Here is a 23,551-nt window from a genome sequence, read left to right on the forward strand (position 1 = left end):
AACTAACCTGATTTGTAAGTGAGCTTGTGAAGCTTAAGTGAACAGCATTGGCTTTGCAACGACGCGAAAAAAGCAGAACATCTTAAAAAGAAAAGAGAAGAAACGAAGCGCCGGGCGAAGAACCTGGCGCTGCATCGTGTGGACTGCGCGTTAAAACGGCGTGCAAACGGGACAGAAAAACGGAGAAATTCCGCTCCTTTGGGTCTTCTAAAAAATGGGATATAGGCCAAAAACGCTTTATCTTTAGGTGGCGTCCCAAAATATATTGACAACTTCACATACTGCCACAGCCAATCCCGATCGGATCATGGAAGGTGTTTTGCTATAATTGAGAACCGAGGGAGGAGCTATGCCCTATTATCAGACACTGAAACATCGACGGGAAAGCCTGCACCTGTCCATTGAAAACGTATCGACACAGACGAGGCTGAAACCCGAATTTATCCGCGCGATTGAAGAACACAATCTGGATCTGTTTTCAGATGACTTTTCGTATGTCCGCTATTTTATTCATGCGTACTGCGATGCGATCGGTGTCAACTGGGACATGATCCGCAAGGAAGTCGATGAAGACGTTTCCCGCTATGCCCAGGCGCGCGATCAGGCGCTTTATCAGGCCCAGATCCAGATGATCGAAACGATGCCGCAGGCCAAATCGACTAAAGCTACGGTGCGCAAGGGAAAACGCCGCCGCAAGAAATCGTTTCTCGAACGCAGCGCCGGATCGCTCTCGCGAAAACTCAGCTGGGGCGGCAAGAAAATTTCCAAAGGCATGATTCTTCTGATCGTGGCTGCCGTAGCCGGACTGTTCGCCTTAAGCGCCTATCAGAATTCCGTCGCGCAAAAAGCCTATGCCGCGCGTGCAAAGCAGATGGAAGAAGAACGGCTGGCCAAGGAAGAAGAAACCCAGCGCCTTGCGCAGGATCTGCAGTCCAAGCGCAGCTCGGATGCGCAGCCGGAAAGTGAAAAGCCGACGCTTCGCATCAGCTCGCTTGAATCCGAAAACACTTACCGCGTTGAAGGCTTTCTGTCCTCCCAGCCGCAAGTGCAAGTACAGTTTTACGCGGTCGGCAGCCAGACCGTGACCATTACGTGGAACGGCGCGCCCGCCTTTTCTCAGGTCGTCAGCGGGGAATATACGTACACCCTGCAGGCGGGACAGAGCGGCACGCTGTCCGTCGTCTTCTCCGGTCCGTCGGTTTATAACTGGCTGCGCATTGACGGCAGTGAAATTCCAGCCGACTATACGCAGTACTCCCAGTCCGGAGGAAACCGCATTGATCTCGATCTGATCTTCTCCGGAACGCCGGAACCAGCCGATTCCACGCAAAGCAGCGACGAAACGGTACCGGAAAGCCAGCCGCTTACCGATCCAGCCGGTCAGGATCTCAATACGCCATACGTCGAGGATGCCTACGATGCCCCGATTGACGAAAACGGCTACTACACCGATCCAAACGCCTACGATCCCAATGTGTACGGTGACGGCACGGAGATCTACGGGGATACGGATGGTGCCGAAGCTTTGCAGTAAAGGTTTGGAAACACAGGATTTGTACAGGAAATACGAATATGGCTTTATACTGAAAAGGATCGAATGCCGCCTCATGGCGGGCTGTTCGATCCTTTCTGGCTGTCTGGGGGACGGGCGCGTGTTCGTCTTTGCCCTGGGTTTGTGCAGCCGAAATTTTGAAGTCTGAAGAAGGAGAAATGAAATGAATTTCTGGAAGCAGCTTAATCTGCCCAATAAACTGACTGTGCTTCGCATGGTCATGGTCCCGGTTCTGTGGATCGTCTATCTTTGCATTCCAGCCGACTGGCTGCTCATGTCCAAGGAAGCCGGATTCGGTCTGCGCAATCTGCTTGCGCTGCTGCTTTTTGCGGCCGCCTCGATTACCGATCTGCTCGATGGCAAAATCGCCCGTTCGCGTCATCTGATTACCTCGTTTGGCAAGTTCCTTGATCCGATCGCGGACAAGATGCTCGTCAACAGCACCCTCATCCTGCTCGTTTACACCCATTCGGCAGCTGTGCTTCCGGTTCTGCTGATGATCAGCCGCGACCTCGTTGTTGACGGTCTGCGCCTGAGCGCGGCCTCCAAGGGCAAAGTCGTTTCCGCGGGCTTTCCGGGCAAGCTGAAAACCGTTCTGCAGATGATCGCGATCATTCTTCTGCTTCTGGGCAACTGGCCGTTTGTCTACCTGCACTTCCCGCTGGATCAGATTACCCTGTGGGCAGCAGCGCTGGTTTCGCTGTATTCCGGATGGATTTATTTTGTAAAACTGCGCAAATACGTCATGGAGTCTATGTAGTGCGCATCTGATTTCTCTTTTTCCCGGGAATCGTCAAAGATGAAAGGGGAAGAAGGAGAGTTTGATATGAATGCAACACAAAGTGAAGAAAAAGCTATTCAAAATCACGGCGGTCTGTCCGAAGAATCGTACGAAGAAATCGATCAGCTGACGATCGAGCCTCTGCAGGACGACGGCCTGATTTCGTATGACGATCTGTTCGACGCGGCCAGAGCGCTCGTAGAATGTGCCAGCGCCTTTTCGCAGACGGTATGTTCCTGCGAAAGCTTCACCGCCGGTCTGTTCTGCGCGACCATCGGCAGCGTTCCTGGCGCCTCCAGAGTTCTGCGCGGCGGACTGGTCACGTACCAGACTCCGCTCAAAACGCTTCTTGCCGATGTAAGCCCGGCGCTGATCGAAGAGTTCGGTGTCGTAAGCGCCCCGTGCGCGGCGGTGATGGCTTATCATACCCGTCAGAAACTGCAAGCCGACTACTGCGTATCCTTTACCGGAAACGCCGGTCCGGACGCGATGGAAGGCAAGCCGGCCGGACTCATTTACTGCGGTCTGAGCGGTCCGCGAAAAACCGTCGTCTTCAAGGCGCATCTTCAAAGGGAGAGAAACGGTCTGCGCAAGCTGGCTGTACGGTCCATGCTGATTACGCTGCGTCAGATGATGGAAGACGATCTTCTCGATGCGGCCGCACAAAAGCAGGATGAGCAGGCCTGAAAAAACACGTTCCCAAGCGGCTGAAAAGCCGCTTTTTTGGTGCATAATGAGTAAAAAATGCGTATAATATCAGAGTGATATGCGCGAAATTGATTCAATTTACGCAACAAATAAGCACTTTACGCAAATCGAAAGAGATTTTAGATAAGCGGCGCGATTCAAAAAGAATACGAAGAATCGCGCTTGTCTGCGTATACTGAAAAGAAGAATCCCTTTTTCCAGAGGCAAGTCTGGAAAACGGCAATTATCCTTGGGATTCAGAATCTTCTGCATCCCCGATCAAGAAAACAGGGAAAGGAGAATTTTATGGCTGTAAAAAAAGCATCTGTAAAAACGATCGCGCAGAAGCGATCGGAAAAAATCAAGAATAAATCGAAAGACGAACTTTTAGGCGATGTCGTCAAGGCGATTGAGAAAGAATACGGAAAAGGTTCGATCATGAAGCTGGGCGATCGCTCGAGCGTGGACGTTGAACCGATTCCATCCGGCTCGCTGCTGCTCGACCAGGCGCTGGGCATCGGCGGCTATCCAAAAGGCCGTATTATTGAAATTTACGGTCCAGAGTCTTCGGGTAAAACGACCCTCGCGCTGCACGCGATTGCGGAAGTGCAGAAAAAAGGCGGACGCGCGGCGTTTATCGATGCCGAAAACGCGATCGACCCGGTTTACGCCAAGCATCTGGGCGTCAACATCGATGAGCTCATTCTCTCCCAGCCGGATTCCGGTGAACAGGGTCTGAACATCATGATGATGCTGATTGAAAGCGGCGCCGTGGATCTGGTCGTTGTCGACTCCGTTGCGGCTCTCGTTCCGCAGACCGAACTGGACGGCGAAATGAACGAGCTGCAGGTCGGCGCGCAGGCGCGAATGATGTCCAAGGCGATGCGTAAAATCGCCGGTATCATGAACCAGTACGACTGCACGGCGATTTTCATCAACCAGCTGCGTATGAAAGTCGGCAGCATGTACGGCAACCCGGAAACGACCCCGGGCGGCGTGGCGCTGAAGTTCTACGCTTCGGTACGTATCGATATCCGCAAGAGCGAAACGATCAAGGCCAACGGTGAATCCATCGGTAACAAAGTCAACATCCGTGTCGTTAAAAACAAGGTGGCCCCTCCGTTCCGTACGTGCCAGCTGGAAATCATTTACGGTGAAGGCCTCTCGGCCATTTCCGAGCTGATCGATCTGGCTTCCGAATACGATGTCATTAAGAAGTCCGGTTCCTGGTATTCCTATCAGGGCGAAAAGATCGGCCAGGGCAAGGAAGCGGCCAAGGCATTCCTGAAAAAGAACCCGGAACTGTACGAAGACATCGTTAAGAAGGTTCAGGAAATCATGCGCGGTACAACCCTTTCGGACGATATCGACAAGGACGATCAGAAAAAGGAAACCGACAAAAAAAACAAGACGAAAAAGGCCGATGAGGACGACGCAGAGGCCGAATTCGATCTGGCTGAGGGCGATTTTGAAGACGATGACGAAGACTTCGACGATGATCTCGACGGAAACTTCGTGGACTTCGATCTTGAAACCGGCGAAATCCGCGAATAATCCGTTTTTCGCAGAGCTCACCTAGAGAAACGATTAAAATCCTGTACAAAACTCCATGAATACGGCTCTGCCTTCTGCAAGGATGATTCCTGCAGAAGACAGAGCTTTTTTGCGTGCGCGCCTCGCCGCTGCAGTCTGAAAAAACGGATTAAAAACGACTGAAAAGTGTGTGGGAATTGGGAATGGATTTGCACGGATACAAGCATTCTATTCAGTTTCCTCCGGTATTTTTGTAAACTTTTAATGTAATGGGTTTCATCGCAGACGACGGCAGTGGCATATTCGGGCAGCTTTACACGTCATGACCGCTCTTCTGCGAATCAGTTTTTCTAGAAAGGAAACATAAATGAGAAAAAATAAAGCAAGGCTTGCTTTCGGTTCCGCGATTTTAACGGCAGCCATGGTTGTGTCTTCCGTTCCTTCCTTCGCCCTGCCGGTGGCAGCCGTGGAAGATACGAAGACCGGGACCCAGTCCGGACAGCTGGATACCCCATCCTACACACATCCCGTGCAGACCGTCAGCGCCCAGGATGCATCGAAGAGAAGTCTGAACTTCAACGAAAGCTGGAGCTTCCACTTTGGCGATGCAGCCGGTGCCGAACAGCCGCTCGCTGACGATGCCAGCTGGGAAATCGTCAATGTACCGCACGACTATTCCATCACTCAGGATTACGACCGCAACCTGGAAGGCGAAAGCGCCTATAAGCCAGGCGGTCTGGCCTGGTACCGCAAGTCCTTTACGCTGGATGATGCCCTGATGGGAAAACAGGTCCGTATTGACTTTGACGGCATTTACATGAATTCCACCGTCTACATCAACGGACACAAACTCGGCGATCATCCGTATGGCTATTCGCCGTTCTCCTATGATCTGACACCGTATCTCAACTGGGGCGGCGAAAACGTCATCAGCGTTCGGGTCAACCACCAGATTCCATCCTCCCGCTGGTATTCCGGAAGCGGTATCGGACGCAACGTCCATCTGACCGTAACCGACGACGTTCATGTCGATCTCAGCGGAACGCAGATTACCACGCCAAAACTCGCAGAGCAGCACGACGGCGATGTTGATACCAACGTCAAGACGACGATCGTCAACTCCAGCAACGAAGCGAAAACCGTAACGGTTCAGCAGTTCCTGTACGAAAAAGGACAGGAAGACGGTGAACCGGCCGCTTCTTCCGCAAAGAGCGATGCTGTAACGCTCGAAGCCGGCAGCACGCAGGTTGTGGATCAGACCTTCCAGGTCAGCAAGCCAAAACTCTGGCATACCACGAACAGCTTTGAAGAAAAATCACAGCTTTACACCGTTGTGACGAAAATCTTTGAAGGCGAAAACGAAGTCGACAGCTACTCTACTGAATTTGGCTATCGCTATTTCAACTTTGATAAGGATACCGGCTTCTCGCTGAATGGCGAAGACATGAAGCTTAACGGTGTCTGCATGCATCATGACCAGGGCGCGCTCGGTTCGGTTGACACGTATCGTGCCGTAGAACGCCAGGTCGAAATCCTGAAAGGTATGGGCGTCAATTCCATCCGTACGTCTCATAACACTCCAAGCAAGGTTCTTGTCGATGTCTGCAACGAAAACGGCATCATCCTGATGGAAGAAATTTTTGACGGATGGGATCAGCACAAAAACGGAAATACCGAAGATTACGCCAGCTACTTCAGCGAACCGCTGCCGGAAGATACCGAACTTCTGCATGCGGATCAGGCCGAAGTCTGGGCGCAGTATGACCTGCAGGAATCCGTACGCCGCGACCGCAACGACCCGGCGGTAGTAATCTGGGATATCGGCAACGAAGTTGAACACGGCTCTACATCCCACTTCCCGACGATCTGTCAGAACCTGCTCGACTGGATCAAGGCCATGGACGATCGTCCCGCTGTTTTAGGCGATAACAAGACTTTAGGCAACGCCACCCCCGTATCCAACCAGATGCGTGACGCCATTCACGCCGCCGGCGGTCTGATCGGTTCCAACTACGGTCTGCCCGAAGCGCTGCTTACGCGTTTCCGCCTCCACCATCCGGAATGGCGCTTTATCGGTACCGAAACCGTTTCTTCTGTAAACTCCCGCGGCATTTACGATCGCGTCGGCAGCCAGGCCGACAAGAATGGCGACCGTCAGCTGACCAGCTACGACTACTCCTGCGTAAGCTGGGGCCATCGTGCAGCCCAGGAGATGATCGGAAGTCTTCAGTACGACTGGTACGCCGGTCAGTACGTATGGACCGGATTTGACTACCTCGGCGAACCGACGCCCTGGAACGGCATTTCCAATACCGATCATGCCAACTATGGCTGGCCGGCTCCGAAAAACTCCTACTTTGGAATTATCGACACCGCCGGTCTGCCAAAGGACACCTACTATTTCTACCGTGCAATGTGGAAACACGATGATACGACGCTCCATATGCTTCCGGCATGGAAGTCGGATCTGGTTTACACCGGCAACTCCAAAGGCGTTCCGGTTGTCGTCTACACCAACGCGCACAAAGTAAAACTGGAATTCACCGATACCAATGGTCAGACCAGGGAAATCGGAACGAAGGAATTCACCGAAAAAACAACCGAAAACGGCTACAAGTGGCGGATTTACGAAGGCGCGGATAAAGAAGGCGCCGACTATATGAATCTCTACTTCACCTGGTACGTTCCATACGCTGACGGCACGCTGACCGCGACCGCCTATGACGTCAACGGAAACGAGATCGAAAAGACCGTTGGACGCAATCAGGTAACGACGTTCGGCGATGCGGCCAAACTCGACGCCGAAGCCGACCGCACCGAAATCAAGGCCGACGGCAAGGACCTTTCCTACATCACCGTCGACATTAAGGATGCAAAAGACAACGAAGTAGCCAACGCGACCGACCGTGTTTCCTTCAGCGTCGAAGGCCCTGGCGAAATTGTCGGCTGCGACAACGGAAACTCCATTGACTTCCAGCCGTATGACGAAGACAACCGTGCCGCATTCTCCGGCAAGATGGTGGCTATCGTCCGCTCTACCGGCGAAGACGGCGAAATTCGCGTCACCGCTTCTGCCGACGGTCTGGCGTCGGATACCGTAGTCATTAACGCTTCCGGAGCCCAGGCGCCAGAAGCCAGCGATCTGATCAGCGCCGAATACGCGAAAGGCTGCTACCTGCGCAGCGGCGCCGTTCCGACACTTCCAGCCACCGCGAAACTGACGTACGCGGATGGAACCGTTAAGGAAAACGTTCCAATCGTCTGGGAAGACTTCTCCCTCGATAACCTGACGTTCGACAAGCCGGCCGTTGTCAACGGCGTGGCCGACGGTCAGAAACTCACGTACTACATCAACCTTGTTGCCGATCAGGGCGCTGTTGCCAACTACTCGGCTGTGGTTAAACCAAACGAAAAACCGTCTCTGCCTTCCACTCGCCCATTCCTGTCTCAGGATGGCGATGTGATGCCGTTCCTGGCGCCAGTCACCTGGAAAAACGTACCGGAAAACGGCTGGACTGACGAAGGCACGTACACGATTGAAGGTACAGCCGATGTTCTCGGCAAGGAATACCCGGTAACCGCAAGCATTCGCGTCGGAACCGAAACTCTGACCCAGGGAGCCAACGTTGTTCCAAACCTTGGCTATAAGATCGAACAGAATATTCCAGCTTCTCTGCAGTCCGATACGCTGCTCGCCATTAAGGACGGAAATGTCGCACCGTCTGCTCAGGGCGGAACGAACAAGACGATCTGGACCAACTTCAACGCGACTAACGCGACCGGCGAGAATAAGATGCTCGACACGGAAATCAAGGTATACCTCGATACCGCGCAGCTGATCAACCAGACGAGCATTTACTTCATCAAGGACACCTGGTCCGCCGTTTACCCGGCAGCCGGCGCTGTAAAACTGTACGCATCGGCAACGGGTGAAGAAGGAACCTGGACCGAAATCAATGCGACCGAAACGATCGGCGACGAACAGGGTGATGAAGCTCCGTTCTACAAGGAATACAAGTACACCTTCGATCCGATGTCGATTACCGTTCTGAAAATTGCCTTCACTACACCGGAAGGACAGGGCCTTGGCGGTGCGGACGTACACGTTTGCCACGGCATTTCCGAAGTCGAAATGTATCCCGTTACTTCCGCTCTGGAAGCCGGATCGACAACCGATCTCGAAACGCTCATTCTGAACGGCAAGGACGAAGATCTGACGGCTACGCAGGCAAGCCTGCTCAAGTCCGTAGCGTACCTTGTGGATACCCTCGACGTGAAGGGTGCCGAAAATGCGGCGGTAACCGTCGTTCGCCAGGATGACGAAAGCGTTCTGCTTTACGTGGAATCCGAAGACCACAGCGCGACCCGTCTCGTGACGGTAAAACTGCGCACCCCGTATGAACGTGAACCGGAAACTGATGAGTACGATCTCGATCGCACGACGATGACCGCTTCTGCGACGAGCGTATACCCCGGTACAAATGAAGGACCGGCGTCCAACGTTCTCGATAACAGCACCGGAACCTGGTATCACACCAACTGGAACAATTCCGAAGGTTCCAAAGTGGAAAACCGTCACATCGATCTGACCTTTGAAGAACCGCAGACGATCGCGGCTCTGCGCTATCTGCCAAGAAACAGCTCCGGCAGCGGCGGACGCAACGGTCAGGTTGTTACCTACAAAGTGCAGTACAAGGAAAGCGATGACGGCGAATGGAAAGACATTTCCGAAGGCGAATGGCCGTATACCACCGGCTGGAAAGTCGCGGAATTCGACCATACCGTTACCGCGAAAGCGGTTCGTTTCATCGGTGTCGAAACCATGACCAACGGTGGCAAAGCCAATACGGACATGTCGGCAGCCGAAGTGCGCGTGGCGACAGAATTCCCGAAACGGAATCTCACAGCGCTTGAAGGCTTTAGCGTAACCTGGCCGGAAACGATCGACGATACGTTCGTTCTTGGTCAGACCGACCTGCACAAGGACATCACCGTGAGCGCCAATGAAACGCTCCATTACGGAAGCGACTACTACTTCGATTACGAAGCCAATCCGGAAACAAACGAAGTGACCGTAACCCTCAAAGGAAACGGCTACTATTCCGGTTTGGTTTCCAAAACGTATAAAGTGGCTTCCATCATCGCCATCGATACGACCCAGCTCGAACTGGCAATCGCCGAAGCCGATGATCTGCTCCAGAACGCCCAGGCGTATAAGACCGTTGCTCCGGTAACGGCAGCTCTGCCCGAAGCCAGAACGGCTCTGGACAAAAAGGAAAGCCAGAAGGCGGTTAACGACGCGGCCCTCGCGCTCAACCACGCTCTGCTTTCTGTACGTCTTCAGCCGGGCACAGACGCACTGGACGCCCTGAAGTAGTCGATCCAAACGCATATCCAGAGATCCAGAGCGTTTTAAAGATTTCTTCGAATTCAGGACATACAAAAGGCTCCCCATTTGCACAGTACTGTGCAGGCGGGGAGCCTTTCTTATTGGGCCGCAGTGTGCCGCAGGAAAGCGGACCGTTCCGGTTTCGAGGCATTTCGTAACGAAAACGGCACGAATTGAAAAGATCGAAACCTCAGAAATTGGCCGGCACGATTTAGAGTATAATAATGCACAAACTCAGGCGGCCCGCTTTGTGTCCCCTTTTTCTGTGCCTCAAACCGACGCAGAAGGCCGCCAAAGAAAGGAAACTGAAGTATGGCTCGTCTGCAGCGTTCAAAATCATCGTCTGTATCGCTTGAATCGCTTCATCATCCCGTTGTGTTTGTGGTCGATATGATTAACGGCTTCGCCCGTGAGGGCGCACTGGCCGATCCGGCGATTCTGCAGTCTGCAGCACCGATTCGAAAGCTCATTGAAGAATCTCAGGCGCCCGTCTGGTTCATCCGGGATTCGCATACGCCCGATGCGGCGGAATTTCAGTCGTTTCCCGTGCACTGTCTGGAAGGCAGTGAAGAATCCATGGTGATCGATGAACTGAAGGATCTTGAAACGGCTTCGCATACCCTGTATAAAAACTGCATCAGCGCCGCGGCCAGCCCGCAGTTTGCCTCCATGCTCGAAAGCCTTCCAGAAGAAGGCGCCGATCTGATTGTGACCGGATGCTGCACCGATCTTTGCGTACTTCAGCTCGCCCTGCCGCTTCAGAGCTGGATCAATCAGACCAATCGAAAAAACATGCGCGTGATCGTGCCGGAAGACTGTGTGGAAACGTACCACATCCCGGATGTACACGATGCCGCCAAGTGGAACGAAACCGCGCTGGCCATGATGGCCGCAAATGGAATTCTCATCGCAGGTTCCGTTGAAAAGGAATAAGGAAAAATGAAAGATGGAAGAAATCTGACCCTGGTCATGGATTTTTACGAACTCACCATGAGCCAGGTCTACTTTAATCAGCACAAAAACGAAGAAGTTGTGTTTGATCTGTTTTATCGACGCAATCCCGAAAAAGGCGGCTTTGCCATCTTCGCCGGACTGAATCAGGTCATCGAATACATTCAGGATCTGCATTTCTCGCCGGAAGAAATCGACTACCTGCGCAGCCGCGGGCAGTTTACGGAAGAGTTTCTCGAATACCTTTCTCAGGTGAAATTTACGGGCGATGTCTGGGCGATTCCGGAAGGAACGCCGGTCTTCCCGTACGAACCGCTCATTCGCGTCAAGGCGCCGCTGATTGAAGCCCAGCTGCTCGAAACCGCGCTCCTTCTTGCGGTCAACCACCAGACGCTGATCGCCACCAAGGCCAGACGCATTGTGCAGGCGGCCAAAGGCAAGGCGGTTATGGAATTTGGAGCCCGCCGTGCCCACAACTTCGATTCCGCCATTCAGGGCGCACGTGCGGCGTATATCGCCGGCGTAGCCGGAACCGCAACGACGGAAGCTGGCAAGCAGTTCAGCATTCCCGCCCTTGGCACGATGGCTCATTCCTTCGTGCAGAGCTTTGACAGCGAATACGACGCCTTCCTGGCGTATGCCAAAATGTATCCGGACAGCTGCACGCTGCTGATCGATACGTACAACACGCTGCACTCCGGTCTGGAAAACGCTATTCGCGTTGCCAAGGAATACCTTGAACCCAACGGCCATCGCCTCAAAGGCGTGCGCATTGACTCCGGCGACATGGCGTATCTGTCTAAGAAAATCCGCCGCCGTCTCGATGAAGAAGGCATGCAGGACTGCTCCATCGTCGTTTCCAACTCGCTCGATGAATACCTGATTGAATCGCTCGTAGACCGTCAGGGGGCCAAGATCGATGCGTACGGCGTCGGTGAAAACATGATCGTCTCCAAGGACTCGCCGGTATTTGGCGGCGTGTACAAGCTGGCGGCCATTGAAGAAAACGGCGTTATGGAACCCCGGATCAAGATTTCGGAAAACGAAGAGAAGATCACCAACCCGGGCTATAAAAACCTGTACCGCATTTACAACAAGGAAGACGGCAAAGCGGTCGCCGACCTGATGACGCTTTCGGATGAAGTGCTCGATGAATCGGAAGATCTGACGATTTACCATCCGATGAACAAGTGGAAAAACAAAGTCATCGAAAAGGACACGTACGAAATCCGCGAACTTCTCGTGCCGATTTTCATTAACGGCGAACTCGTGTACCGCCAGCCGTCCCTGCTTGGCATTCGCGACTACTGTGCCAGAGAGCAGGAAACGCTCTGGGAAGAGATCAAGCGCTTCACCAACCCGCAGATCTACTACGTCGACCTTTCCGAAAAGCTCATTGACCTCAAGCTCGACATGATCAAGTCCAAGCGCTGAATGAAACGCTGAACTCCGATCGAAAATACATTTGCCCGGATCCAGACGGATCCGGGTTTCTTCGTCCGTCTGTGCGGATCCTTTACCGGGGGCAGAAAGCAACGCATATGCCCCTTCCTGCGCAGACTTTATTTACGCTATGACTAAAGCGGTGGAAGCGGTATCCCGTTTTCAATGCGCTACACTGGCAGAAGAGCCGAAAAGACAGGCACGATTCACAGAAAGAGCAGGTACCGTTTTATGGAAACCGATACAGCGTTACAGGCGGACAAAAACCAGACGCCGGCAACTAAACCGTCCGATTTCAATCAATCCGAAAGGATCGATACGCCCATCGACTGTCTTCAGAAACAGATTCTGGCCTGCCGTCAGTGCCGCCAACTGTTTGGTTTTGAACCGCGCCCGGTCGTCTTTGGCGGCCCGCATGCGAAAATCGTTCATATTTCTCAGGCGCCCGGACGTCTCGTCCATGAAATCGGCCGCCCCTTCGCGGATCCTTCCGGCAAGCGTCTGCGCCAGTCCTGGTATTACCTGAGCGAAGAGCAGTTTTACGATCCGAAAAACTTCTACTTCACTGTTATGGGTCACTGCTTTCCCGGCAAGGGAAAGACCGGCGACAAGAAACCGCCTGCCGTATGTTACGAGCGCTGGACGAAAAAAGAGCTTGAGCTTCTTAAGGAAGCCGAGCTGATTCTGATCGCCGGCCGAGAAGCCGCCAGCCGGATTTTTCCGGGAAAGACGCTCGATGAGCTCGTCTTTTCCCATCTCGAATACGAAGGCAAGCCCTGCTGCGTCCTGCCGCATCCCTCGGGATTAAACCGCGGCTGGTTTATGAAGCACCCGGAATTTGAAGAAAAGGTCGTACCGGAAATCCGTCAGAAAATTCATGACGTGCTCAGTATTCCGATCGATCCCGACTTTAAAGACCATCTGCCCAAACGCGAGAGCTGGCAGAAAACCGCCTCGAGAAAGCCGGCAGGATCAAAGACAGACGATACGCAGAACAAACCAAAATAGCAGCGGCCAGACGAAAGCATAAATCCAGTCCGCAGATCCAGCCGGGCGGCATAAAAAAGACCGCCTCAAAATGAAGCGGTCAATCGGTCGAGATAACAATCAGTGAAAAGGCGTCATCTCATTGCGGAAGTAATCGCGAATGATCGGAAAGACGATCGATTCGTACGTGCCGTCATACAAAAAGCGATGTTTCGCTCCATACAGATAGAGCAGACGCGTATGCGCCGGATCAAGCAGGGAAATCATGCGTTCGGAAGATTTGGCGCTGATGACCTCATCCGCCGTTCCGTGCAAAATGAGAACCGGACAGTCTACCTGCAAAATCGAATAGCGATACGTCGAGACGACTTTCAGAAACGTCTGGGTATGATTGCGGCTCAGACTGCCGGAATCCCCGTCGCTGAAGGGAAAGAGCGCTTTTTTGGCGGCGCGTTCCACCTGATAAAAATCGAGCGGGAAATAGGCGGGTGCGCAAAGCAGCAGATGCTTCACCTTGAATACGGAAGCCAGATAGGAAGAAACCACGCCGCCCATGGAAAAGCCAAGCAGGTGAACGGGACGACCCGTCGCAATCGCCTGGCGCAGTTTTTCTTCACAGCGGCCGATCCAGTCTTCCATGCGGGTATCGCCTGGATCCTGCGGATCAAAGTAATCAAAAGTCCAGACTTCAAAGCCCTGCTTTTCCAGCCACGCTTTGAGCGGATCCATCTCGTGAGAAACTCTTCGCCCGAATCCGTGAATGGTGACGACAATATCCGGACGGTGAATAAACGGGAAATGTAAGTTCATGGCCGAATTATACCATGGGCAAAGATCCGGCTTCTGTCCGCTTTTCGAAGAAGGCCGTCCGCCCTGTCCAAGACGATCATCAAAAAAGAGACTGGCGGGAAAGATAACGCATAAATCCCATATTCTCGTCAGAAATGGACGAAAAAAAGACGGTGAAAAAAGTGCCTGAAAAAGACGAAATTTACTAAAACATCAGGCGATTTTTAACCGTTCTGTACGCGGGCAGGGAAATTTCTCAAGCGGAGAATGAGACAAAAAGAGATAGATTAGACAACGAAAGTATAGACATATTTTGGCCGTTGTGGATTCGATTGTCAAAACGGGTCGAAAGACAGAAAATCGATGCCAAATATGAATTTCGGCATATATGGAATTTATTCATTATTTTCTTATCCGATTATGATGATTAATTGACTATTTTCTATCTTAATGCGAACTTAATGCTAATTAATGTGTTCTTAATGCAAATTTTACCCTGGTTAAATTTCCTGTGTATCCGCCTTTTCCTCGAAATATGGCATCTGATACACTTTAACCGTCAAAGAAATCAGCAGGTAAAACCTGAAGAGAACTTAGACATTTGAGAGAAATAGAAAAAGGGAGCACAGCCGCCATGAAAGACGATAGACGAATGAAACTTTACCAGCTCAATTCCAACAGCCGAAACCTCCGGGCGAAAATGGTAAAATCCCTCCGCATGATGCGCGATGGAGAATTTGAAAGGGCGAATCAGGTTCTCAGCGAATCCAAGGAGGAATTCGATGAACTCAGAGAAGAAAACCGTTCCATCCAGGACGATTCCTTTGAATCTTCCATGGGATTTACGGAAGTCTTCCACGAGGCGATCGCACAGGCCAATCGGCTTTGTTCCCGCAACTGCTCGGCGATCAAATTCCACGTATACAACTGATCCATCATAATTCACACACGCCGCAGCGCACTTTGCATTTCCAGTCATAATTCGATTTATCTCTGGCAAAGGATCGTGGGTTGAATCGTCAAGCTGTGCCAAAAAGAAATCTGCTGCGAAAAAGAGTCCATGGGCAATGGGCTCTTTTTTCATGCCCGTTTCTTTTGAGAAAACAAAGCGGACCGGATGGGGGGGATAAGAAATACGGGTGCAAAGAGAAATAGAAGAAATAGAAATATGAAATAGAAATTCAGGTTTTGAGAGAAAAATGAAGTTTGAGAAAAATAGAAAAGGGGACAGCCGATGGAGATCGGCCGGTTTGGGGGGACGCAGAAATTCTGGGGTTTTGCCTGGATTGGACAGGCGCTCAGCAGGCTGCTTCTCCGGAAACGCGATCGAGCCTTAATATCCTCTTTATGCGGAGTCAAGAATTTTTTTACACAGTCGAAAAAAGGGAAACTGCAAGCGCATTTGAGACAGGCACGCATAGCCCAGATTTCAAAAGAGGACGCATGCGATCCGCCGTTCCGTCTGGATGGGGTCTGGATTCTGTCTGCTGGTACGAATACGCTCCAGAAAACCAGACGTATCTTTTGGGGTATACACGAAACCTTAAAATTAAGACTTTGTTTAAGAAGAATGGACAGAAGACGCAAAAATGCGCCGTTTCGATTCATCCTGGACGTTTGAAAAAAGGGAGAAACCCGCTCAAAAACTGCATTCGAACCCGGAAAAATTCACATAGTTCCCAAAATATTCTGTTTTTTCTTTTGCCATTTTCAAGAAGCGTGATAGAGTATGCGCATAAATAAGCGAAGAAGAGAAGAGTAAGACATTCCTAGGGTGCAGAGAGTTTCTGGCTGGTGAAAAGAAATGCCGAAGATGTCCGAACATGGTCTTGGAGCAGCATGGCCGATTAACAGGTCTGACGGGAACGCCCGTTACAGCGTTAGAGTATGTTTGTACTTGATGAGGCGTATCTGGCGACAGGTATGCGAATTTAGGTGGTAACACGAAGTGTCAGCTTTCGTCCTAATGTGATGAAGGCTTTTTTTGTATCCGGATTTTCCAATCTGGATTCTGACAGGAAGGAGAAAACTGTGATTGAGCTTGAACATGTCACAAAGACGTTTCAGACAAAAGACGGAACCGTCAGCGCGGTAAAAGATGTTTCGCTCCATATCAAAAAAGGACAGATCTACGGCATCATCGGATTTTCCGGTGCCGGTAAATCCACGCTGGTTCGCTGCATGAACCTTCTTGAGCGTCCGGATGAGGGAAAAGTAATCTTTGACGGCGAAGACTTAATGGAAGCATCGCCCAAAGCGCTGCGTAAAGCCCGTTCGAAAATGGGCATGATTTTCCAGCACTTTAACCTGCTGCCGGCCCTGACGATTTACGAAAACATCGCCCTGCCGCTGCGGCTGGAAAAACGGCCAAAGGAAGAAATCGACGCCAAGGTCATGGAACTGCTGGCGCTGATCGATCTGGTCGAGCGAAAGGATTCCTATCCTTCCCAGCTTTCCGGCGGTCAGAAACAGCGCGTGGCGATTGCCAGAGCGCTCGTTAACGATCCGAAAGTTCTGCTCTGCGACGAGGCCACTTCGGCACTCGACCCGCAGACGACGCAGACCATTCTGAAACTGATTAAGCGCATCAATACCGAACGGCACATTACGGTGGTTGTCATTACCCACGAAATGTTCGTCGTTAAGGAGCTGTGCGACGAGGTCGCTATTATGGCCAATGGCCGCGTAGTGGAACAGGGAGACATCATCCCGATCTTCACCAACCCTCTGCAGGAGATGACCAAGGAGTTCATCGCAACCGCGTCCAACGCCAACAAGGTAGATGAACTGATTCGTCAGAATCATCCGCTGACCCGCCTGAAAGCCAACCAGCAGCTCGTCAAGCTGCAGTACGATTCGAGCAGCACAGCCGAAGCAATGATTTCGCACATTTCCAGAGAATTCGGCATCGACTGTTCCATTATTTTCGGAAGCGTCGAAATCTGGAAAGACGAGCCGATCGGCCAGCTGGTAACGATCTTTACCGGAAGCAACGAGCAGATTGAAAACGCCGTTGCGGATTTGAAAAACAGTCATATTCGAGTGGAGGTGATCAAGCGTGGACACATTGAGTAACTGGATTCCAAACGTCATCGCGTTTGCGGACGAATTCCCCCAGGCCATTGTGGATACCCTGATCATGTTAGTGATCACCGGAATCGTCAGCTTTATCATCGCGCTGCCTCTCGCGGTGCTGGTGGTCATCACCAAGCCCGACGGCATTGCCCCGAATAAAGCGGTCTTCTGGATCCTGGATAAAATCATCAACCTGTTTCGCGCCATCCCGTTTGTCATCCTGATTCCGCTGATGATGGGGCTGACCCGTCTGATTTTCCATACGACGATCGGTATCAAGATGGCCATCGTTCCGCTCATTGTCGGTACGATCCCGTTCATGGCGAGACAGCTGGAATCGGCGATGGAAGAAATTCCCGACGGCATTGTCGAAGCCAGCATTTCCATGGGCATGAGCACCTGGGAAATCATCTGCAACGTCTATCTTCGTCAGAATATTCCCGGCATGATCCGCGGTCTGACGATCGTTCTGATCGCCGTAATCGGGCAGATCGCCATTGTCGGTACCGTCGGCGCCGGCGGTCTGGGCGACCTGGCCATCCGCTTTGGCTGGCAGAGACAGATGTGGGATATCACGTTTGTCGTTCTGATCCTGCTTCTGATCATCATTTCGATCATTCAGTGGATCGGCGACTGGCTCGTGCGCAAGACAACGCATTAATGAATTAAAAACGCTTAAAACAAACGCTTTCTCCGGCAAATGAAAAAATGCGGACCATAAAAAATTCCGCAAAGACGAAAGTGTCTGAATCCAGCCGGAAAGCCTGACTTCATTTCAAATTTGATCTGTATCCTTCTCGCCTGACCGGACCGGCTGCGCATCCTGACCGGCCAGAGCGAGTCCGATAAAAAACATTTCCAGTAAAAGGGAGGAAAACAAAATGAAAAAACTGACTTCGCTTCTTGCCTGCGGCGCACTCGCGCTCTCGCTGGCTGCCTGCTCGAACAGCCACCCTGCCGCCTCTTCAGCTGCTGCTTCTGCATCCAGTGCCGAAGGCGAAAGAACCACACTGACTGTGGGCGCAACGACCAGCCCGCACGCGATCATCCTGGAAGAAGCCAAAGACGCACTGGCCGATCAGGGCATCGATCTGAAAATCGTGGAATTCTCCGATTATCCAAACATCAACCCGTCCACATCCGACGGCTCTCTGGATGCCAACTACTTCCAGCACGAACCGTATCTGATCAGCTACGATGAAGACAACGGCTACAAATCCGGAGATGACGGCTACCTCGTAAGCGCAGGCGCCATCCACTACGAACCGCTCGGTCTGTATTCCGAAAAGCACAAGTCTGTTGATGAAATCGAAGACGGAGCAACCATCGTCGTTCCAAACGATGCGACCAACGAAGCCCGCGCTCTGTACCTGCTCGAAAGCCTTGGCTGGATCACGCTCGATGAAGACGCAACCATTTCCACGGCAACCGTTCGCGATATCGTCGACAACCCGAAAAACCTCGACATCGTTGAAATTGCGGCGGACCAGGTGGCTTCCAAGCTTCCGGATATCGATTACGGCGTAATCAACGGCAACTACGCCCTCGCTTCCGGCGTGGAAGACAAGCTGCTCGAAACCGAAGCTGCGGACTCGGTAGCTGCACAGACGTACCAGAACGTCATCGCCGTTAAGGAATCCAGAAAAGACGATCCGGCGATCAAAGCACTTGTCGATACCCTGAAATCCGAAGAAATCAAAAACTTCATCACTGAAGAATTCAAAGGAATCGCCTTCCCGGCGAAGTAAGACACGCCCTTAAAGCAAAATCCAGGCGGATGCAAAAAACGGCTCAAGCAGAATGTAACTTCTGTCTGAGCCGCTTTTTTTATGGGGTGAAAAATCAGAGCTCCAGCAGGGCGCAAAAAATTGCTCGCAAGCAAAAAATTGCTCGCAATAGGAAAAGGCAGCTTTCGAAGGAAAGAGCAGATTCGTCTTTAAAAACAGTCTTTCATAGCGAAAAAATATGGAATATGTTGTTCAAATAAAAAAAGACGATTTATAATAATGTCCAGGCAATTCACACTGGAAAGGAAAAAGAAAGCCTATGCATGCGAAGAAAATACGAAAGAGAGCCTTCGCCGGTTTTTCGGCGATCCTCTCGGTTTCCCTGTTCCTCTCCTCGAGCGTACTCCCGGCCTTCGGGCACGAAGAACCGAAAAACGAGCCCGTCGAAAGCCAGCCGATTCGGTCTGCTGGTCAGATCAGCCGGGATTTCGTTTTGAAATCGAAAAAGCCTGGTCGGATGAACATTCGTCTCAGAAGATTCTTCTCCATCTGATCTTCCTGAAAGACGCTGGAAGAGTGGAGAAGGGCGATACGGTACGACTCCCGATTCCCGAGGCGATTCATGTCGAACACACGCATAAGCCGCAGCCGATCTGGCTGGAAGGCGAAGTTCTCGCCGGTCAGTGGACGATGGAAGGAAACGAACTGGTCATAGAACTGAATGCACGAAGCGGGAAGGACCTTCAGGACCCGCTTCCTCTTACCCTTCCTGTAGAAGCGGCAGCCGAAGATCTGCCGTTTTCCTGGAAACTGAATGCGAATGAAGAGCCAGCTGTTCTTACGTTTGTCGACGAGTCGGAAGAAGACACGGAAAACGAAGAGAAGCCGTCCTCGTCAGAAGATACGGACAGACCGGATTCCAGAGCGGACCAGTCCGAAGACAATGCGGCGACAGACCGTCCGGCGCAGGAAGACAGCGGAAGGCCGGAAGCCAGCCGGCAGACAGAAGAAAATTCGAATTGTGAAAATGATCAGACGGGCAGAGACCTGCTGAAAGAAAACCAGATTCAGCTCAAGCCAGAACAGATCGGCTCTACCGTTTTCCTGAATCTCGAATATCCTTCTTCTTATAGATGGCAGGACGGAGATCATTTCTCGCTTCGTCTGCCGGATTTTGCGTCTGTATGGGTCGCTAATGAATTTGAGCCCGGTGCAGAATCGGGTTTTGAGACGAAAACCGAAAATGGAACGATGCGCGTCGCGTTCAAGGACGGCGGCAATCTGCCTTCCTGCATCGCCTTCCAGCTTCAGAGCGACGACCCAGAACGGGAGCATGCCCTCTGGGTTCTGTATCAGAGCGAAAGCCAGACGATTTCTCTGGATGTGGAATTCGTCAATCGGGAGGAAATCCCTTCTTTCACGGACAGCGACATTCTTCTGGAAAGCTATGCTCCGTCCATGAGCGATTTTGTCCGGAGGATTGATAAAGATTCCTATTCCAGATACGAATGGAATGAGATTGCAAAAGCCTTTGGAACATCCGGTCAGCAGAAAGTATTCAATAAAGTTAAGGAAATCGTCAATAAAGGCAGTCTTACGTCTCTGGATAAACGGCCGCTGATCGACATTTCCGATAAAGTGCAGAAGCTGAAAGTTATTAACCGGTATCTGATTCAGACGATCGATTATGAAAATAACTACAAGAAGCTGAAAGATGGCGGACAGACCGCCTACAGTGCTTTAATCGGCCGCAAAACGGTCTGCTCAGGATATGCCCATGCGTTCAGCCTGCTGGCCAACGCGTCGGGCGTGGAAACGTATATCGTCGGGGGAACCGGAAATGCGACCGGCAAATTTGAGCCTCATTCCTGGAATATTTCAAAACTTGGCAATTACTACTATTCCATCGACGTGACATGGAATGACTCCTTTAATGCGGAAACCCGGTGGTTTTTATTGGGTAAAACGAACATCAATAAGGACCACAGACCGGATCCTGCAAATTTCAAGACGCCAGGTACAAAGCTTGCAAAAGAGGGAACCTGGCTTGCCGCCAGCAATTTTGTACACGTGTCGGGTGTGTCCGCGTCCTATAAATCGAAGACGGTTCCCAACAACGGCAGGCTGACGCTGGAACTTGGAGGTACGTATTCGATCAGTCTGTCCACATCCAGCGGTTCCAGATACTCCCTGACGTGGTATTCTGGCGATACGAATATTTTTACCGTCAATTCATCCAAAGGCGCCGGAGCCGTCATCAAGGCGACCCCTGTGAAAGCCGGATCCGCAGAGCTGAAAATTTATTCCCCGAACCGAAGGGAATACACCATTCAGGTGCAGGTGCCGGACAAAAAGTTCACCATCAAGTATGAGGCTAACGGCGGAAAGGGAGCGACGATGAAAGATACCGTCGTCCATTACGGCCAGAAGGTAACGACCACAAAATGCACATATACGCGAGACGGATACAGCTTTGGCGGATGGTACGTATACAGCGACAGGAAGAAGCAGTACATGTATAAAAGTTCATCCGGAAACCGGTTCATGTCCGACGCCGAAGCCGCCAGACACAAATATCCAAAATCGATTTACTCCAACGGCACCCCGCTGGCCAAAACGACAGACATAGACGGAGATGTCCTCCGCTTTAAAGCCGTGTGGAATGCGCTGCCGTCTTTGAGCAGCGCTTCCGTTACCCTGTCTTCGACAAGCTATACGTATACCGGAAGCGCGATTCAGCCGGGCGTAACGGTGAAACTCGGAAACAAAACCCTCTCATCCGGCAAGGATTACACCGTTTCCTGTTCCAGCAATATCAGTGCGGCAACCGCGACCGTTACCATTACCGGAAAAGGAAACTATACGGGCTCCGCAAAGAAAACTTTTACGATCAAACCCGCCTCTCTGAAGACGGATATGATTTCGGCAATACCGGATCAGACCTGGACAGGCCAGCCGATTGCGCCGTCCGTAACCGTCAGCCATGGCAAAACGCGTCTGATACAGGACAAAGACTATACCCTGAGCTATTCGGGTAACCGGGAACCTGGAACGGCCTCACTGAGCATCACGGGGAAAGGAAATTACACGGGAAGTGCAGTCAGGAAGTTCGAGATTGTTCCTGTCCGCCTGAGTGAAGACATGGTCGGTCAGATCGCTGAGCAAATCTGGACAGGCAGGGAGATTCAGCCGTCTTTAACGGTCCGCAGCCGCGGCGCAGATCTGATTCCAGGTCAGGACTACACCGTAAGCTATGCCAATAACGTGAACGTCGGAACAGCCAGTCTTACCATCCAGGGCACAAACCATTACACAGGAAGCGTAACGCGGACGTTTTCCATCCGAAAAGAGGCGGCCGTGCCGCGCGTCGCCATGTTCCGTCTGTACAATCCAAACTCGGGCGAACACTTCTATACGGCCCAGGAGAGGGAAAAGAACAGCCTGATTCAGGCAGGCTGGACGTATGAGAACATTGGCTGGTACGCGCCGCAAACGTCCCGTACGCCGGTATATCGTCTGTACAACCGCAATGCGGGCGATCATCACTACACGATGTCGGTCAATGAACGCGATCATCTGATCCGCGCCGGATGGACGGACGAAGGCATCGGCTGGTATTCCGATGATGCCCAGGGCGTCCCGCTCTATCGTCAGTACAATCCCAACGCGAAAAGCGGAAGCCATAACTACACGACCGACCCGAACGAAAACGCCTTCCTTGTCCGAAACGGATGGAACGCGGAAGGCATTGGCTGGTACGGCTTAAGATAGCCAGACAGATCAATCCAGTCTTTCTCTTAAACAGAACAAAAAAACAGCGCTTTCCAGGCGGATCCGGACTGCATGTCCTGCATGCGTTCCAGCCGCCTCGAAGGCGCTTTTCATTTTTTTGGATGCTGCGTCAGACATAGGCACTTCGGTGAAGGACCTCAAAATCGCTGCAGGACTTAGTCGAGCATCTTATCGTAAGCCTTATCTGCGAAAATCACGATGCCTCTTTGACCGCTGCAATCGAGCGTATATACCGTGCAGCGAATAAATGCTTTCATACAATCTGGATCCATCGAATACTGGAAGACGGCATCGTCTCCCTCTTTCCAGTAAAACCCGCTTTCTTCGTCGATATTGTTTCGAATGGGTCTGGCTGTTTCCTCCCTGACCGGGCTGTATGGCAAACGCATGGAAATCAATTCCGGAAGTGCTGGCCGCACGAATTTCAAATTCAGAGTCGCCATCCGGCTTTCCCCGCTTCAGGCCAGATTCCATGAACAGTACGTCACGGAACGCCAGAGAACGGACAAAATTGAAAACGATGCCGTTTCGATCCTGGTCATAAACTAAAGGCTGCAGCCTGTCCTGATCTTCTGCATGTTCAAAGTCTAAACTGAAAGAGCGATTGAACGCCTCCAGCAGTCGAGCGCGGCGGCTGGAATAGAAATAAAACGGCGAAGAACTGCTGCCATAATTCATGGTGCTGCCAGGCATCCCCATAAGACAGCCATAATAGTCTTTTGCCGGCATATGCAGATCTTTGACTTCAAATTCGCAGAACATATACAGGGCGATGGCGCGCATTTCCTCACACAGCCTGTCCTTATATTCATGCCGCGCCTTCGTATCCAGTATCTGCAGAGGAA

General features: G+C 51.8%; 15 protein-coding genes, 1 pseudogene and 1 other annotated feature. Of the genes and pseudogenes, 13 read left to right on the forward strand and 3 right to left on the reverse strand.

Going from position 1 to position 23,551, the window contains the following annotated elements; translation table 11 throughout:
- Positions 1 to 349 precede the first annotated feature (349 nt).
- The 8 genes and pseudogenes from Q2J39_RS02920 to Q2J39_RS02955 all read left to right on the forward strand — a co-directional run bounded on the left by Q2J39_RS02920 (position 350) and on the right by Q2J39_RS02955 (position 13,344).
- The gene (locus Q2J39_RS02920) at positions 350 to 1,534 is read left to right on the forward strand and encodes a RodZ family helix-turn-helix domain-containing protein (protein ID WP_288338918.1); all 1,185 of its coding nucleotides are present in this window, start codon (positions 350 to 352) and stop codon (positions 1,532 to 1,534) included.
- A 181-nt stretch (positions 1,535 to 1,715) separates the two neighbouring features.
- Complete coding sequence (pgsA, locus tag Q2J39_RS02925; protein WP_288338917.1) at positions 1,716 to 2,312, forward strand: CDP-diacylglycerol--glycerol-3-phosphate 3-phosphatidyltransferase; 597 nt, start codon at positions 1,716 to 1,718, stop codon at positions 2,310 to 2,312.
- Positions 2,313 to 2,378: 66 nt separating this feature from the next.
- A complete protein-coding gene (locus Q2J39_RS02930) occupies positions 2,379 to 3,020 on the forward strand; it encodes a CinA family protein (protein ID WP_288338916.1) in 642 nt (213 codons plus the stop codon).
- Positions 3,021 to 3,356: 336 nt separating this feature from the next.
- Positions 3,357 to 4,355: pseudogene (gene recA, locus Q2J39_RS02935) on the forward strand (recombinase RecA); the annotation flags it as partial.
- A 565-nt stretch (positions 4,356 to 4,920) separates the two neighbouring features.
- Positions 4,921 to 9,930, forward strand: coding sequence for a sugar-binding domain-containing protein (locus Q2J39_RS02940; RefSeq protein WP_288338915.1), 5,010 nt, complete (start codon positions 4,921 to 4,923; stop codon positions 9,928 to 9,930).
- 324 nt (positions 9,931 to 10,254) lie between these two features.
- Complete coding sequence (locus Q2J39_RS02945) at positions 10,255 to 10,875, forward strand: cysteine hydrolase family protein (RefSeq protein WP_288338914.1); 621 nt, start codon at positions 10,255 to 10,257, stop codon at positions 10,873 to 10,875.
- A gap of 6 nt (positions 10,876 to 10,881) precedes the next feature.
- On the forward strand, positions 10,882 to 12,327 hold the full coding sequence (locus Q2J39_RS02950; protein ID WP_288338913.1) for a nicotinate phosphoribosyltransferase: 1,446 nt from the start codon (positions 10,882 to 10,884) through the stop codon (positions 12,325 to 12,327).
- A 240-nt stretch (positions 12,328 to 12,567) separates the two neighbouring features.
- Positions 12,568 to 13,344 carry a uracil-DNA glycosylase family protein gene (locus tag Q2J39_RS02955; protein ID WP_230267565.1) on the forward strand — a complete coding sequence of 259 codons (777 nt, stop codon included), beginning with the start codon at positions 12,568 to 12,570 and terminating at the stop codon, positions 13,342 to 13,344.
- A 99-nt stretch (positions 13,345 to 13,443) separates the two neighbouring features.
- On the opposite strand, the gene Q2J39_RS02960 is transcribed toward Q2J39_RS02955, so the two are convergent.
- The gene (locus Q2J39_RS02960) at positions 13,444 to 14,133 is read right to left on the reverse strand and encodes a carboxylesterase (protein ID WP_288338912.1); all 690 of its coding nucleotides are present in this window, start codon (positions 14,131 to 14,133) and stop codon (positions 13,444 to 13,446) included.
- 547 nt (positions 14,134 to 14,680) lie between these two features.
- Positions 14,681 to 15,196, reverse strand: coding sequence for a hypothetical protein (locus tag Q2J39_RS02965; RefSeq protein WP_288338911.1), 516 nt, complete (start codon positions 15,194 to 15,196; stop codon positions 14,681 to 14,683).
- A 122-nt stretch (positions 15,197 to 15,318) separates the two neighbouring features.
- Here Q2J39_RS02965 and Q2J39_RS02970 point away from each other — a divergent pair, with 122 nt between their 5' ends.
- The 5 genes from Q2J39_RS02970 (at position 15,319) to Q2J39_RS02990 (ending at position 22,685) form a co-directional block, all read left to right on the forward strand.
- Positions 15,319 to 15,855 (forward strand): hypothetical protein, encoded by a 537-nt coding sequence (locus tag Q2J39_RS02970; protein ID WP_288820755.1) that lies wholly within the window; start codon positions 15,319 to 15,321, stop codon positions 15,853 to 15,855.
- Positions 15,850 to 16,081, forward strand: a binding site (T-box leader). It overlaps the preceding gene by 6 nt.
- A 62-nt stretch (positions 16,082 to 16,143) precedes the next feature.
- Complete coding sequence (locus Q2J39_RS02975) at positions 16,144 to 17,187, forward strand: methionine ABC transporter ATP-binding protein (RefSeq protein WP_230267561.1); 1,044 nt, start codon at positions 16,144 to 16,146, stop codon at positions 17,185 to 17,187.
- Entirely contained in the window at positions 17,171 to 17,848 is a 678-nt protein-coding gene (locus tag Q2J39_RS02980) for a methionine ABC transporter permease (protein ID WP_230267560.1), read from the forward strand. The genes Q2J39_RS02975 and Q2J39_RS02980 overlap by 17 nt, the downstream gene beginning before the upstream one ends.
- Before the next feature lie 220 nt (positions 17,849 to 18,068).
- Positions 18,069 to 18,935, forward strand: a complete 867-nt coding sequence (locus tag Q2J39_RS02985; RefSeq protein WP_288338910.1) for a MetQ/NlpA family ABC transporter substrate-binding protein — start codon at positions 18,069 to 18,071, stop codon at positions 18,933 to 18,935.
- A gap of 258 nt (positions 18,936 to 19,193) precedes the next feature.
- Positions 19,194 to 22,685 carry a transglutaminase domain-containing protein gene (locus Q2J39_RS02990; RefSeq protein WP_288338909.1) on the forward strand — a complete coding sequence of 1,164 codons (3,492 nt, stop codon included), beginning with the start codon at positions 19,194 to 19,196 and terminating at the stop codon, positions 22,683 to 22,685.
- A gap of 201 nt (positions 22,686 to 22,886) precedes the next feature.
- Here the strand turns inward: Q2J39_RS02990 and Q2J39_RS02995 are convergent, their stop codons facing one another.
- The gene (locus Q2J39_RS02995; RefSeq protein WP_230267557.1) at positions 22,887 to 23,435 is read right to left on the reverse strand and encodes a hypothetical protein; all 549 of its coding nucleotides are present in this window, start codon (positions 23,433 to 23,435) and stop codon (positions 22,887 to 22,889) included.
- Positions 23,436 to 23,551 lie beyond the last annotated feature (116 nt).

The sequence above is a fragment of the uncultured Allobaculum sp. genome, from assembly GCF_948576815.1.
In the GTDB taxonomy this organism is placed as follows: Bacteria; Bacillota_I; Bacilli_A; order Erysipelotrichales; family Erysipelotrichaceae; genus Allobaculum; species Allobaculum fili.